This is a genomic window from Caulobacter sp. BE254 (assembly GCF_031457295.1).
Lineage (GTDB): Bacteria > Pseudomonadota > Alphaproteobacteria > Caulobacterales > Caulobacteraceae > Caulobacter.
On sequence record NZ_JAVDWJ010000014.1, the window covers coordinates 64332 to 79235 of the forward strand.

The 14904-nt window shown below is 69.5% G+C and carries 11 protein-coding genes and 1 pseudogene; 5 read left to right on the plus strand and 7 right to left on the minus strand.

What is annotated here, in order from left to right; translation table 11 throughout:
* Nucleotides 1–18: 18 nt before the first annotated feature.
* Nucleotides 19–1674, plus strand: a complete 1656-nt coding sequence (locus J2X41_RS20705) for a DUF5597 domain-containing protein (protein WP_404979968.1) — start codon at nt 19–21, stop codon at nt 1672–1674.
* Nucleotides 1575–4594 (plus strand): annotated as a pseudogene (locus J2X41_RS20710) (TIM-barrel domain-containing protein). The gene J2X41_RS20705 and the pseudogene J2X41_RS20710 overlap by 100 nt, the downstream one beginning before the upstream one ends.
* A 61-nt stretch (nt 4595–4655) precedes the next feature.
* Here J2X41_RS20710 and J2X41_RS20715 read toward each other — a convergent pair.
* A complete protein-coding gene (locus J2X41_RS20715; protein WP_310085244.1) occupies nt 4656–5234 on the minus strand; it encodes a hypothetical protein in 579 nt (192 codons plus the stop codon).
* A gap of 70 nt (nt 5235–5304) precedes the next feature.
* Between J2X41_RS20715 and J2X41_RS20720 the strand changes: the two genes are divergently transcribed.
* Nucleotides 5305–5652, plus strand: coding sequence for a YlcI/YnfO family protein (locus tag J2X41_RS20720; RefSeq protein ID WP_310085247.1), 348 nt, complete (start codon nt 5305–5307; stop codon nt 5650–5652).
* Here J2X41_RS20720 and J2X41_RS20725 read toward each other — a convergent pair.
* From J2X41_RS20725 to hutI, 6 genes are all read right to left on the minus strand, one after another.
* Nucleotides 5649–6329 carry a M23 family metallopeptidase gene (locus J2X41_RS20725; protein ID WP_310085250.1) on the minus strand — a complete coding sequence of 227 codons (681 nt, stop codon included), beginning with the start codon at nt 6327–6329 and terminating at the stop codon, nt 5649–5651. The two genes, J2X41_RS20720 and J2X41_RS20725, sit on opposite strands and share 4 nt — an antisense overlap.
* Nucleotides 6330–6478: 149 nt before the next feature.
* Nucleotides 6479–7027 carry a HutD family protein gene (locus J2X41_RS20730; protein WP_310085253.1) on the minus strand — a complete coding sequence of 183 codons (549 nt, stop codon included), beginning with the start codon at nt 7025–7027 and terminating at the stop codon, nt 6479–6481.
* Nucleotides 7027–8691 (minus strand): urocanate hydratase, encoded by a 1665-nt coding sequence (hutU, locus tag J2X41_RS20735; RefSeq protein WP_310085256.1) that lies wholly within the window; start codon nt 8689–8691, stop codon nt 7027–7029. Before hutU ends, J2X41_RS20730 begins: the two co-directional genes overlap by 1 nt.
* A 148-nt stretch (nt 8692–8839) precedes the next feature.
* On the minus strand, nt 8840–9664 hold the full coding sequence (hutG, locus tag J2X41_RS20740; RefSeq protein ID WP_310085259.1) for an N-formylglutamate deformylase: 825 nt from the start codon (nt 9662–9664) through the stop codon (nt 8840–8842).
* A 139-nt stretch (nt 9665–9803) separates the two neighbouring features.
* Nucleotides 9804–11345 carry a histidine ammonia-lyase gene (gene hutH / locus J2X41_RS20745; protein ID WP_310085262.1) on the minus strand — a complete coding sequence of 514 codons (1542 nt, stop codon included), beginning with the start codon at nt 11343–11345 and terminating at the stop codon, nt 9804–9806.
* Complete coding sequence (gene hutI / locus J2X41_RS20750; RefSeq protein WP_310085264.1) at nt 11342–12553, minus strand: imidazolonepropionase; 1212 nt, start codon at nt 12551–12553, stop codon at nt 11342–11344. The genes hutH and hutI overlap by 4 nt, the downstream gene beginning before the upstream one ends.
* Nucleotides 12554–12768: 215 nt before the next feature.
* On the opposite strand from hutI, the gene J2X41_RS20755 reads away from it, so the two are divergent.
* Nucleotides 12769–14115, plus strand: coding sequence for a formimidoylglutamate deiminase (locus J2X41_RS20755; protein ID WP_310085379.1), 1347 nt, complete (start codon nt 12769–12771; stop codon nt 14113–14115).
* Nucleotides 14112–14828 (plus strand): histidine utilization repressor, encoded by a 717-nt coding sequence (gene hutC / locus J2X41_RS20760; protein ID WP_404979966.1) that lies wholly within the window; start codon nt 14112–14114, stop codon nt 14826–14828. The genes J2X41_RS20755 and hutC overlap by 4 nt, the downstream gene beginning before the upstream one ends.
* The last annotated feature ends 76 nt before the right edge of the window (nt 14829–14904 follow it).

The window sequence follows — 14904 nt, forward strand, 5'->3', positions numbered from 1 at the left end:
TTGCGGTTCCACGACAGGATGGCCGGCGACGGCGTGAAGACTTCCGTCCGCGCCGCTGCCTGCGCGCTGATCGCCTCGTGCGCGGTGGCCGTCCTCGGCTCGGGGCCGGCCCTGGCCGCCGACGCCCCCGTTCCCAGGCTGATCGAAAAGGACGGCCGTCACGCCCTGATGGTCGACGGCGCGCCGTTCCTGATGCTGGGCGTCCAGGCCAACAACGCCGCCAACTATCCCTCGCAGCTGCCCAAGGTGTGGCCGGCCGTGAAGGCGCTGCACGCCAACACCCTGGAGATCCCGGTCGCCTGGGAGCAGATCGAGCCGGCCGAGGGCAAGTTCGACTTCTCCTATGTCGACGTGCTGCTCAAGCAGGCCCGCGACAACGACGTGAAGCTGGTGCTGCTGTGGTTCGGCACGTGGAAGAACAACGGCCCGCAGTACGCCCCCGAATGGGTCAAGCTGGACAACAAGCGCTTCCCGCGGGTGATCAACGCCAAGGGCGAGGTCAAGAACTCGCTGTCGCCGCACTTCCCCGCCACGCTGGAGGCCGACAAAAAGGCCTTCGTCGCCCTGATGCGCCACCTGAAGGCGGCCGATCCCGACCACACGGTGATCATGGTCCAGCCCGAGAACGAGGTTGGAACCTACAGCGCCATCCGCGACTTCTCGCCCACGGCCCAGAAGCTGTTCGACGGCCCGGTTCCAGCGCCGCTGGTCAAGGCGATGAAGAAATCGCCGGGGACCTGGCAGGCGGTGTTCGGCAAGGACGCCGACGAGTTCTTCCACGCCTGGTCGATCGGCCGGTTCGTCGACGAGGTCGCCGCGGCCGGCAAGCGCGAGCTGCCGCTGCCGATGTACGTCAACGCCGCCCTGCGCGACCCCTTCAAGTACCAGGACCCGTTCACCTATTCGTCGGGCGGGCCGACCTGGAACGTGCTGGAGGTCTGGAAGACCGCCGCGCCGTCGATCGACGCGCTGGCGCCCGACATCTACATGCGCGAGAGCTCCAGCGTCCGGAAGACGCTGGAGCAGTACGGCCGTCCCGACAACGCCCTGTTCGTGCCCGAAATCGGCAGCGACAAGGCCTATGCCCGCTATGTCTACGACGTGCTGGGCCGCCACGGGATCGGCTTCTCGCCGTTCGGCCTCGACTACACCGGCTATTCCAACTACCCGCTCGGCGCCAAGCAGGTGGACGCCGAGACGCTGGAGAACTTCGGCGTCCACTACCGTTTGCTGGCCCCCATGGCCCGCGAGTGGGCCAGGCTGTCGTTCACCAGCGACGTCTGGGGCGTGGGCGAGGCCGACGACCGCAAGGCCGAGACCCTGAAGCTGGGCGACCGCTGGACCGCCACGGTCTCGTACGGCGAATGGCAGTTCGGCTCGATCGAGGCCCCCTGGATGTCCAAGGCCGAGAAGCAGCCGAACCGCGAGATCCCGGACGGCGGCGCCCTGATCGCCCGCCTTTCGGCCAACGAGTTCCTGGTCACCGGCTATCGCGCCCGCGTCACCTTCGGCTCGGCCAAGGACGAGCGCTTCATGCTGGCCCGCGTCGAGGAAGGCCACTTCGAGAACGGCCAGTGGGTGTTCGACCGCGTGTGGAACGGCGACCAGAGCGACTACGGCCTGAACCTGACCACCCTGCCGCAGGTGCTGAAGGTCAAGCTGGCCACCTACTAAACCTCCGTCACTCAAACGCCGATCCCGGGATCCACCCGGATCGGCGGCGATAAAAATCAAAGATCCTAGGGGAAGAACGATGCGCATGCTGCCCAAGGCCCTTCTCGCCGGCCTAACGCTCACCCTCTTGGCCTCGACCAGCGCCTTGGCGCTGGACGGCGCCTTCGAGAAGACCGCCGACGGGGTGGTCGTCACCCCCGCCTCGGGGCCCGCCAAGAAGGTGCGGCTGCAGGTGATGGGCGAGCGCATCCTCCACGTCACGGCGACGCCGACCGACAGCCTCGACACCCCGCCCAGCCTGATGGTGACGGCCAAGCCGGGCGGCGCCTTCACGGTGACGGAGGCGGGCGGCAAGGTGGTGGTCAAGGCTGGCAAGGCCTCGGCCGAGGTCTCGCTGGCCGACGGCAAGGTCAGCTTCCGCGACGCGGCCGGCAAGCTGGTCCTGGCCGAGAACGGCCGGCGTCCGTTCAAGACCGAGACCATCGACGGCAAGACCTTCTACAGCGTCAGCCAGCAGTTCAATCCGGGCACGGACGAGGCCTTCTACGGCCTGGGCCAGCACCAGAACGGCCAGATGAACTACAATGGCCAGGACGTCGAACTGGCCCAGTACAACCGCGACATCGCCGTGCCGTTTGTGCTGTCCACCCGCAACTACGGCCTGCTGTGGGAAAACAACGGCATCACCCGGTTCGGCGACCCGACGCCTTATGACGTGGCCTCGCGCGACCTGAAGATCTTCGACGCGGCCGGCAAGGCGGGCGGCTTCACGGCCAAGTACTACGTCAACGGGGCGCTGAAGCTGACCCGGACCGAGAAGGACATCGACTACCGCTTCCTGAAGGACCAGCCCAACTGGCCGGCCGAGCTGACCGGTCCCGACAAGAAGCCGGTCAAGGGCGCCACCGTGGTCTGGGAAGGCTCGGTCGAGCCCTCGGTCAGCGGCGTCCAGAAGTTCAAGCTCTATTCGTCCAGCTACGCCAAGGTCTATGTCGACGGCAAGCTGACGATCGATCGCTGGCGGCAGAACTGGAACCCGTGGTTCCACAACTTCACCGCCCCGATGAAGGCCGGGACCCGTCACAAGATCCGCGTCGAGTGGGATCCCAACGAGGGCTATATCGGTCTGCTGCACAACAACCCGATCCCGGCGGCCGACCAGAAGTCGCTGACCATGACCTCGGACGTCGCCCATGCGGTCGACTACTATTTCGTGGCGGGCGACGACCTGGACCAGGTGGTCGGCGGCTATCGCCAGCTGACCGGCAAGGCCGTGGCCCTGCCGCGCTGGGCCTACGGCTTCTGGCAGAGCCGCCAGCGCTACGAGACCCAGGACCAGATCGTCGGGGTGCTCAAAGAATACCGCGACCGCAAGCTGCCGATCGACAACGTGGTCATGGACTGGCGCTACTGGAAGGACGACGCCTGGGGCAGCCACAAGTTCGACGAGACCCGCTTCGCCGACCCCAAGAAGATGGTCGACGACATCCACGGGATGAACGGCCACATCATGATCTCGATCTGGCCGAAGTTCTATCCGACCACGGACCACTTCAAGGAGTTGGACGCCAAGGGCTTCATGTACAAGCGCAACATCGAGCAGGGCGCGCTGGACTGGGTGGGACCGGGCTATCTGAACTCGTTCTACGACCCCTATACGAAGGAGGCGCGCGACATCTACTGGCGCCAGGTCAAGGACGGCCTGAAGGGCTTCGGAATCGACGCCTGGTGGATGGACAGCGACGAGCCGGACATGCACTCCAACCTCGACATCCCCGAGCGCACCCTGCGCATGGGTCCGACGGCGATCGGCCCGGGCGCGGAGTTCTACAACTCCTATCCGCTGATCCACACCCAGGGCGTGTTCGACGGCGAGCGCGCGCTGAACCCCGACAAGCGCAGCTTCATCCTGTCGCGCTCGGGCTTCGGCGGCATCCAGCGCAACGGCGTGGCCCTGTGGAGCGGCGACGTGGTCGCGCGCTGGGACGACCTGAAGGACCAGATCTCGGCCGGGGTGAACCTGTCGATGTCGGGCGTGCCCAACTGGACCACCGACATCGGCGGCTTCTCGGTCGAGGACCGCTACACCAACAAGGACCCGGCCCACTGGGCCGAGTGGCAGGAACTGAACCTGCGCTGGTTCCAGTTCGGCGCCTTCAGCCCGCTGTTCCGCAGCCACGGCGAATTCCCGTACCGCGAGATCTACAACCTCGCCGACGAGGGCACCGACATCTACAAGGCGCTGGCCTGGTACGACGAGCTCCGCTACCGGCTGATGCCCTACACCTACACCCTGGCGGCCGACACCTATCAGCGCGACGGTGTCATGATGCGCGGCCTGGTGATGGACTTCCCGTCCGACACCACCGCGCGCGACGTCAATGACGAGTACCTGTTCGGCAAGGCGTTCCTGGTGGCGCCGGTGACGCAGTTCAAGGCGCGCTCGCGGTTGGTCTACCTGCCGGCCGGGGCCAGCTGGTACGACTTCGAGACCGGCAAGGCGTTCAAGGGCGGCCAGACCGTCAAGGCCGACGCGCCGCTGTCGCGCATGCCGCTGTTCGTGAAGGCCGGCTCGATCGTGCCGACCACGGTGGTCCAGCAATATGTCGGCGAACAGCCCGACGCCCCGCTGACCGTGGTGGTCTACACCGGGGCCGACGGCAAGTTCGAGCTCTACGAGGACGACGGCCTCAGCAACGGCTACGCCCGCGGCGCCTGGAGCCGGATCCCGATGAGCTACGACAACGCCACCGGCCGCCTGACGATCGGCGCCCGGTCGGGCAGCTTCAAGGGCATGGTCGAGAACCGGACGATCAAGGTCCGCTTCATCGGTTCGGGCGCCAAGCCGGTCGATTTCGACGCCGTGGACGACACCGTGGCCTACAGCGGCCAGCCGGTGGTGGTGACGCGGAAGAGGTAGGGCGACCCAAGCGCCTCGAATAAAGAACCCCGGCGCCGTACAGCGCCGGGGTTTTTCGTCGTCAAAGCCCGGCCGGGTGGGAGGACAGCCAGTCTGGCCACTGTGCTTTGGCCCGAGAGGCCTCATCGGCCGTAGGCAGGAAGAGATCGGCGCCGCCGTCATAGGGCGCAAAGACGCCGCCGGTCGCTTCCGAGATCCAGAGCGTCGGCCCTTCCAGGTCATCCGCGCAGCGCCTGAGCAGAGGCGTGAACCGATCCGCGACCCATTGAACCCGGGCGGCATAGGGCCGCCACGCCGGCTCGTCCTCGTCGCCTTCTGGATAGATATGAGGGGACGGTTGCAGGCCGAATTCACGGATTGTCGCGTGGCTATCGCTCAACTCGATGATCGGCTCGTCCATGTCCGGCCATTCAGCCCGCCCCTGCACCAGCCAGGCCGGAGCATCGCCGAGCACCAGATCGGCCATGGCGCGGGACCGCTGAAGAACGACGGCCACCTCGTCGTCGTTTTCGGCATAGCGTTTGGATTCGGGGAGCGAATGGAAGCGGACCCAGTGCTTGGCTCCGGCATGGCGCATCAGATGTGCGACGGGAGCGTGACCATTGTGGAACTGGTTCCAGATCGTGTCGAAATCAAGCAAGCCGTGATCCTCGTTTCGCCGCTTCCTATCAGGATTGCAGCCGCCGAACGAGACCAGGGCGTCGTCAGGCTTGAGCGACCAGCTTCCGCGTGATCCACTTGGCCCAAGTCGAGACGCTCGCTACCGCGCGAGCACATTTTTCACGGTCGATCAAACATGGGAAAGCATGAAGGCGCGCCAAAGCACCTATCCCCTTCGTCTTCCGACGTCGGTGCGGGCCGAGGTCGAACGCCGGGCCAAGGCTGAAGGCTCGAGTGTCAACCAGTTCGTGGCGACGGCCGTGGCGGAGAAGTTGGCGGTCATGAACACCGCGGCTTTCTTCGCCGAGCGGCGATCGAAGGCTGATTTCGCCGCCTTCGACCAGATCATGTCGCGGCCCGGCGGCGCCGAGCTCGATGACGACGACCGCTTGCCTTAAGCCTGAACCACCAGTTTGCGCGTGATCAACTCGGCTGCGTTGATGCGTTCGCCACCGGGCTGCATCACCTCCAGGTGGACGTGGTCGGTGATGCCGGGATAGTGGCCCTGCAGGCTCTGGTCGACGCCGATCGTCTGGCCCAGGCGCACGGTCTGGCCGACCTTGACGCCGGGCTTCACGTAGAAGGCGCGGGCGACGTAGCCGAGGGCCGGATTGGTGATCTCGACGAAGGTCAGGCCGCTGTCGCCAGCGTAGGCGTAGCCGATCTTGGTGATGTAGCCGGAGATCGGGGCCTTCACATCCTGGCCAGCCGTGGCCACGTAGTCGACCCCCTCGTGCTCGCGCGCCCCGCCGTCGCGGCGGGCGCCGAACTGGCCGTCGCCGAAGTCGTCATGGCCGCGCGGGACGCCGCCGGTCGGGTTGGCGAAGTCGGGGGAGCCGTCGCCGTCGATGTCCGCGCCGCTCCAGACCAGTTCCTTGCGGACCGGCTTCTGCGGCTTGGCGGCCATCTCGGCCAGCAGGCGTTGCATGACGGGCGAAGGCCCCCGGGGCGCGTTGTGCGGGTTCTCCATCGCCGCAACCACCATCGGAGCGAAGACCAGGGCCAGGCCCAGCGCGCCGCGCGCCCAGGGGGCGAGTTTGTGCGGGGCGAGTTTCTTCGCAGCCGGTGCTTGCATCACATCGTCCTGAAGTTGTCGGCGGGATCGTTTCGGCGGGTTGGGCGTTTGGGTTGGTTAATCGCCAGATAAGGCGAAGACATGGCAAGCCAAGTGCGGCCTGCGGTCGCGTACGCCTGTGGCTATGCTTGAAGCTCTACTGAACGTTGTCAGTCGAGGATTGGCGAGGTCGGCCGCAGGGTGACGGTCAATGCTCTGGCTTCGGCGGGAAGATCAAGCGTCTCCGTCGCGCCAACGTCGAGGAAAATCCCGTCCAGCGCAGCGAAGTCTTCCGCGTCTTGCAGCAGCACCACCAGCACGGGGCCGTCCGAGGCCATGATGCGACCGCCGCGCCAGGGCTCGACCGTCGCCGTCCAAGCGCTGCGCCGGACCATGACGTTGAGGTCGCGGATCGGGCCGGCGGTCAGGCGCGCCATGACGACCGCCTCGCCTGGAAAGGCCAAGGGCGCGCCGGGCTCAAGACGCATCGTTCGCCCATCGATCTCCAGCACCAAGCCGTCGCCGGCGATCGCCGTCAGGATCCGGTCAACGCCCGGAAAGGCCGAGAACGGCCCGTCGGCCGCGACGTCGGCCAGGCTGACCCGCCAGTCGAAGGCGTCCAGGCCGGCGCCGGGCGGCCAGGCGGCGACCTCGCGGGTCACGCCGCCGCCGTTCTTCCATGGCGTGGCGATCCGGTCGGCGGCGCGCAGGATGCGCACTAGAGAATGCCCGGCAGGTCCAGCCCGTGCTCGTGGGCGCAGTCCTTGGCGATCTCGTAGCCGGCGTCGGCATGGCGCATGACGCCGCTGGCCGGATCGTTCCACAGCACCCGCGCGATGCGCTTGGCGGCGGCGTCGGTGCCGTCGCAGACGATGACCATGCCGGCGTGCTGCGAAAAACCCATGCCCACTCCGCCGCCGTGGTGCAGCGACACCCAGGTGGCGCCCGAGGCGGTGTTGAGCAGGGCGTTGAGCAGCGGCCAGTCCGACACTGCGTCCGAGCCGTCGACCATCCCCTCGGTCTCGCGATTGGGCGAGGCCACCGAGCCGCTGTCGAGGTGGTCGCGCCCGATCACCACCGGGGCCTTCAGCTCGCCGCTGGCGACCATCTCATTGAAGGCCAGGCCCAGCCGGTGGCGGTCGCCCAGCCCGACCCAGCAGATCCGGGCCGGAAGGCCCTGGAACTTGATCTTCTCGGCCGCCATGTCCAGCCAGTGGTGCAGGTGCGGATTGTCGGGGATCAGTTCCTTGACCTTGGCGTCGGTCTTGCGGATGTCTTCCGGATCGCCCGACAGCGCCGCCCAGCGGAACGGCCCAACGCCCCGGCAGAACAGCGGCCGGATGTAGGCCGGCACGAAGCCGGGGAAGTCGAAGGCGTTCTTGACGCCTTCCTCCAGGGCCATCTGGCGGATGTTGTTGCCGTAGTCGACGGTGGGCACGCCAGCCGCCTGGAAGTCGAGCATGGCCTGCACATGCACCGCCATCGAGGCGCGGGCGGCGCGGTTGACCGCTTCGGGCTCGCGCTCCTTGGCGGTCGCCCACTGGTCCAGGGTCCAGCCGGCCGGCAGGTAGCCGTTGATCGGGTCGTGGGCGCTGGTCTGGTCGGTCAGCAGGTCCGGGCGGACGCCCGCCGCGAACATCGCCGGCAGCAGCTCGGCGGCGTTGCCCAGCAGGCCCACCGAGATCGGAGTCCGGTTTCGCTGGGACTCCTCGATCCAGGCCAGGGCTTCGTCCAGGCTCTCGGTCGCCTTGTCCAGATAGCCGGTGCGCAGCCGCATTTCGATCCGCGACGGCTGGCACTCGATGGCCAGGCACGAGGCCCCGGCCATCACCGCCGCCAGGGGCTGGGCCCCGCCCATGCCGCCCAGGCCCGCCGTCAGCAGCCACTTGCCCGCAAGGTCGCCGCCATGATGCTGGCGGCCCATCTCGACGAAGGTCTCGTAGGTGCCCTGCACGATGCCCTGGGCGCCGATATAGATCCACGAGCCGGCGGTCATCTGGCCGTACATGGCCAGGCCCTTGCGATCCAGCTCGTTGAAGTGCTCCCAGGTCGCCCAGCGCGGCACCAGGTTGGAATTGGCGATCAGCACCCGCGGCGCATCGGCGTGGGTGCGGAACACGCCCACCGGCTTGCCGGATTGGACCAGCAGGGTCTCGTCGTCCTCCAGCCGGCGCAGGGTCTCGACGATCTTGTCGTAGCTTTCCCAGTCGCGGGCCGCGCGGCCGATGCCGCCATAGACCACCAGCTCCTCCGGCCGCTCGGCGACGTCGGGGTGGAGGTTGTTCATCAGCATCCGCAGCGGCGCTTCCGTGAGCCACGACTTGGCTGTGAGTTCCGTGCCGGTGGCGGGGCGGATGACGCGGGTGTTGTCGAGGCGGGTCATGGTGAGGTCCAGGGCGGGAGGGCGGTTGTTCTTCTCCTCCCCCGCATCGCGGGGGAGGTGGCGCGATGCGAATACGCATCGTGACGGAGGGGGCGTCGTGCGGCGGCTGGACGCCCCCTCCGTCCGCTTCGCGGCCACCTCCCCCGTTTCACGGGGGAGGAGCGGTTGAAGCAAAGGCGAGGCAGGCCTTCAGCACGTCAGCGAGCGCGGCCTGGAGCGGCGCGGCGCGCGCGGGCGCATAGGGCGTGGGCCAGGTGTCAGGCGTCAGGACCGGCGGCTCGTCGATATAGCCCCGGCAGGCCAGTTCCATCTGGACGGCGTGGACTCCCTGGTCGGGTCGCCCGTAGCGCCGTGTGATCCAGCCGCCCTTGAACCGGCCGTCGGTGACCCGCGGCAGCCCCGTGGCGTCGCAGGCGGCCTCGACCGCGCGGGTCAGGCCCGGATCGCAGGCCGCGCCGTTGTTCGTGCCGATGTTGAACTGCGGCAGCTCGCCGGCGAACAGGCGCGGGGCCCGCGAACGGATCGAGTGGGCGTCGTACAGCACCGCCTTGCCGTGGAGGCCGCGCAGCCGATCGAGTTCGCCGCGCAGGGCCGCGTGATAGGGATCGAAGAACCGCTCGCGCCGGGACGCGATCTCGGCGCCGGTCGGTTCCTGGCCGGCCTGGTACAGGGGCTCGCCGTCGAAGGTGTCGGTGGGGCACAGGCCCGTCGTCGCCTGGCCCGGATAGAGCGAGACGCCCGACGGGTCGCGATTGACGTCGATCACCGTGCGCGACACGCCGGTGCGGACCACGGTCGCGCCCAGCGCGTCGGCGAAGTCGTAGAGCCGCTCCAGCCACCAGTCGGCGTCCTTGCGGGCCAGCCAGGGCGAGACGAGGCGGGGTTCGAGGTCGGCCGGGATCATCGTCCCGGCGTGCGGGATGCTGACGACCAGCGGAGCCTGGCCGCGGGTGACGTGGAGCCGGTGGGTCAAGTTCCCACTCCCGTTGTCATCCCGGAAAGCGCGCAGCGCTTGTCCGGGACCCAGGTGAACCGCACCGCATTCGCCCAGTCCCCTGGGTCCCGGACAGCCTCTGTGAGGCTTCCGGGATGACAACGGTGGAGGGGCCCGCTCACGCCGCCACCCCCGGCAACACGATCGCCGCCGCCGCCGCCGCCACCACCACCGCCCCCGACCGCACCAGGGCGTTGGCCGCCTCCATGTCCGGATGGAAGTGGCGGTCGTCCGACAGGTGCGGCACCTCCGCCCGCAGGATCCGCCGCACGGCCTCCAGCGGAGCGCTCGACGCCAGCGGCGCGTGGAAGTCGCAGCCCTGCACCGCGGCCAGCAGTTCGATGCCGATCACCGCCTCGGCCGCCTCGACCATGGCCAGCAACCGCCGCGCGCCGTGGGCGGCCATCGACACGTGGTCCTCCTGGTTGGCCGAGGTCGGGATCGAGTCGACGCTGGCCGGATAGGCCTTCTGCTTGTTCTCCGAGACCAGGGCGGCGGCCGTGACCTGCGGGATCATGAAGCCGGAGTTCAGGCCGGGTTTGGGCGTCAGGAAGGCCGGCAGGCCCGAGCAGGCGGGGTCGACCAGCATGGCGATCCGGCGCTCGGCGATCGAGCCAATCTCGCAAACGGCCAGGGCGATCATGTCGGCGGCGAAGGCCACCGGCTCGGCGTGGAAGTTGCCGCCGGACAGGGCCTCGTCGGTTTCGGGGAAGATCAGCGGGTTGTCCGAGACGCCGTTGGCCTCGGTGGACAGGGTGACCGCCGCCTGGCGCAGCACGTCCAGCGCCGCCCCCATCACCTGCGGCTGGCAGCGCAGGCAGTAGGGATCCTGCACGCGCGTATCCCCCTCGCGGTGGGAGTCGCGGATCGCCGAGCCGGCCATCAGGGCGCGCAGGGCGGCAGCGGTCTCGATCTGGCCGGGCTGGCGGCGCAGCGTGTGGATACGCGGGTCGAACGGCGTGTCCGAGCCCTTGGCCGCCTCGGTCGCCAAGGCGCCGGTGACCAGGGCCGACTGGAACAGGCGCTCGGCGTCGAACAGGGCGGCCAGGGCGTTGGCGGTCGAGAACTGGGTGCCGTTCAGCAGGGCCAGGCCTTCCTTGGGACCTAGGGCGAGGGGGCTGAGGCCGGCGTTGGCCAGCGCTTGGGCAGCCGGCAGGCGCTGGTCGCCGATGAAGATCTCGCCGACCCCGATCATGGTCGCGGCCATGTGGGCCAGCGGCGCCAGGTCGCCCGAGGCGCCGACCGAGCCCTGGCAAGGGACGACGGGCGTCAGGCCCTGGACCAGCATGGCCTCCAGCAGGTCGGTGGTCGCCGGCCGCACGCCCGAGGCGCCCTGGGCCAGGCTGGCCAGCTTCAGGGCCATCATCAGGCGGATCACCGGGACCGGCGACGGCGCGCCCGTGCCGGCGGCGTGCGACAGGACGATGTTGCGCTGCAGGGTCTCCAGGTCGGCGTCGCCGATCCGGACGCTAGCCAGTTTCCCGAAGCCGGTGTTGATCCCGTAGACCGGCGCGCCCTCGGCCAGGATGCGCTCGACCGCCGCCGCGCTCTCGGCGATCACCGCGGCGGCGCTTTGCGGCAGGCGGGCCGGCGCGCCGCGATAGACGGCCTTCCAGTCGGCGAGACTGACTTCACCGGGGTTGAGAACGACTTCGGTCACGCGATTTCACCCTTCCAGACGCGCGCATGGAGCGGATTGAAGCCCATGCGGTAGACAAGTTCGGCCGGACGCTCGATGTCCCAGACGGCCAGGTCGCAGGCCTTGCCGGCCTCCAGCGTGCCGACGCTGTCGAGACGGCCCAGCGCCCGCGCGGCCTCGCGCGTGACGCCGGCCAGGCATTCGTCGACGGTCATCCGGAACAGGGTGGCGGCCATATTCATGGTCAGCAGCAGGCTGGTCAGGGGCGAGGTGCCGGGGTTGCAGTCGGTGGCCAGGGCCAGCGGCACGCCGGCGGCGCGCAGGGCCTGGATCGGCGGAAGCTTGGTCTCACGGACGAAGTAGAAGGCCCCCGGCAGCAACACCGCCGTGGTTCCGGCCTGGGCCATGGCGGCGACGCCGGCCGCGTCCAGGTGTTCCAGGTGATCGGCTGACAACGCCCCGAAGGCGGCGGCCAGGGCCGCGCCGTTCTGGTTCGACAACTGTTCGGCGTGCAGCTTGACCGGCAGGCCATGCTCGCGCGCCGCCTGGAACACCCGCCGCGTCTGGGCGGGGGTGAAGCCGATGCCCTCGCAGAAGGCGTCGACCGCGTCGGCCAGCCCCTCGGCGGCGACGGCGGGGATCATCTGGAAACAGACATGGTCGATATAGTCGTCCGGCGCGTCGGCATATTCCGGCGGCAGGGCGTGGGCCCCGAGGAAGGTGGTGGTCACCGACACCGGGCGGACGTCGGCCAGGGCGCGGGCGGCGCGCAGGCTCTTGAGCTCGTCGTCCAGCGACAGGCCATAGCCGGACTTGATCTCGATGGTCGTCAGGCCCTCGGCGATCAGGGCGTCCAGGCGGGGCAGGGCGCCGGCGACCAGCTGATCTTCCGAGGCGGCGCGGGTGGCCTTCATGGTCGAGACGATGCCGCCGCCGGCTCGGGCGATCTCCTCGTACGAAGCGCCGGCCAGCCGCAGCTCGAACTCGTGGGCCCGGTCGCCGCCGAAGACGAGGTGGGTATGGGGATCGATCAGGCCGGGGGTGATCCAGCGGCCTTCGCAGTCGATGGTTTCCCGGGCCAGGAAGGCCGGTGCCTCGGCGGCGGGACCGGCATAGGCGATGCGGCCGTCCAGGGACGCCACGACGCCATCCTCGACCGCGCCGATACCCGCGCGATCGGCGGCGAAAGTGGCCAGGCGGGCCTTGCTCCACACCCGATCGCAGCGCATGGCCTGGGATCTCCCGACGCCGGTCCGGTCTCTTGCCGACGGCTTCAATATGTATAGACATATTCGCTCGACACGAGGATTGTCCAGTGACCGATGACGCGTTTCCGCCGGAACCCGAGGCCGACCCGCCGACCTACACGCCGCCGCACGAGGTCGAGGCGGAGGTTGCGGCCGCGCGTGAACCCGAGCGCGCCGCGTCCGCCGGTCCCCAGACCCTGTGGTTCGAGCAGGCCCTGCTGGCCGACGGCTGGGCCAGGGACGTGCGATTCACGATCATCGACGGCATGATCGGCCGCATCGACACCGACGTCGCCCGCCAGCCGGGCGAGGTCGCCCACCGCCCCTGCCTGCCGGGCCTGCCCAACCTGCACAGCCACGCCTTCCAGCGGGCCATGGCGGGCCTGACCGAGACGCGCGGACCGACCGGTGACAGCTTCTGGACCTGGCGCGAGCTGATGTACCGCTTCGTCGACCGCCTGGGTCCCGACGAGGTCCAGGCCATCGCCGCCCTGGCCTATATGGAGATGCTGGAGACCGGCTCGACCCGGGTCGGCGAGTTCCACTATCTGCACCACGACAAGGACGGCTCGCCCTATGGCGACCCCGCCGAGATGGCGGCGCGGATCGCGGCGGCGGCGGACGAGACGGGGATCGGCCTGACCCTGCTGCCGGTGTTCTACGCCCATGCCAGCTTCGGCGGCGTCGCGCCCGGCGAGGGGCAACGGCGGTTCGTCCACGACGTCGACGGCTATGGCCGGCTGATCGAGGCCAGCCGCGCGGCGGTGGCTGGCCTGCCCGATGCGGTGGTCGGCGTCGCCCCCCACAGCCTGCGCGCGGTGACCGGCGAGGAACTCGCCGCGATCCTTCCCCTGGCCGGCGCCGGTCCGATCCACATCCACATCGCCGAGCAGACGCAGGAAGTCGACGACTGCCTGGCCGCCACCGGCGCGCGCCCCGTGCGCTGGCTGATGAACAACGCCCCGGTCGACAAGCGCTGGTGCCTGGTCCACGCCACCCACCTGAACGCCACCGAGACCGAGCGCCTGGCCAGGAGCGGCGCTGTCGCCGGCCTGTGCCCGATCACCGAGGCCAACCTCGGCGACGGAGTCTTCCCGGCGCACGACTACCTGGCGGCGGGCGGGGCGTTCGGCATCGGCTCGGACAGCAACGTGCTGATCGACGCGGCCGAGGAGCTGCGGACCCTGGAATACGCCCAGCGCCTGACGCGGCGGGCGCGAAACGTGCTGGCCAGGGCGCCGGGCGGCTCGACTGGCGGCGATCTGTTCCGCGCGGCTGTGAGCGGCGGGGCCCAGGCCCTGGGCGTGGTCGGCGCCCTGCGGCGCGGGCGTCCCGCCGACTTCGTGACCCTGGACCGCGCCCATCCGGCGATGATCAGCCGCGACGGCGACGCCTTGCTGGACAGCTGGGTGTTCGCGGGGCGGCACGGGACGATCGACGGCGTCTGGCGCGGCGGTCGGCAGGTGGTCCGCGGCGGCCGCCACCATGCGCGCGACGCCATCCTCGAACGCTACCGAACCGCCCTGGCTCGGGTGCTGGCGTGAGCGTGACCGAGGGGACGCTGTCGCAGCGCATCCGGAGCGAGGTCGAGGACCTGATCCGCTCGGGCGCTTGGGCGCCGGGGCGCAAGGTCCCGTCCGAGGCGGAACTGATGGCCCGGTTCGGCTGCTCGCGGATGACGGTCAACAAGGCGATGTCGGCCTTGGCGGACGAGGGGCTGATCGTTCGCCGCCGCCGCGCCGGTTCGTTCGTGGCCCGGCCGCGCGTGCATTCGACCGTGCTCGACATCCCCGACATCCAGGCCCAGATCCTGACGCGGGGCGAGGCCTATCGCTTCGATCTGCTGGACCGGCGGCGCCGCAAGGCCAGGGCCGGCGACGCCGACGAGATCGCCCTGGCGGCCGGCGGCGCGCTGCTGGCGCTGCGGGGCCTGCATGTGGCCGGCGACCGGCCGTTCGCCCTGGAGGACCGCCTGATCAGCCTGACCGCCGTGCCCGAGGCGGCCGAACTGGATTTCGCCGAGGAGTCGCCGGGGGCCTGGCTGCTGCATCACGTCCCCTGGACCGAGGCCGAGAACCGCATCAGCGCCGTCAGCGCCGACGCGGCCGTGGCCGACCTGCTGGCGTTGGACGCGGGCGCGGCGCTGCTGGCCGTCGAGCGGCGCACCTGGCGGGCGGGCCAGCCGGTCACCTGGGTGCGCCAGCTGTTCCCCGGCGAGGCCTACGACCTGGTGGCGCGGTTCGGCCCGGCGCGGTGATCCGGGCTTGAGCCGTTCGGGCCGGGGTGGACGGCGGACATGCTGATCGTTTGTTTGGGTGGTGTTGGGCTTAAGG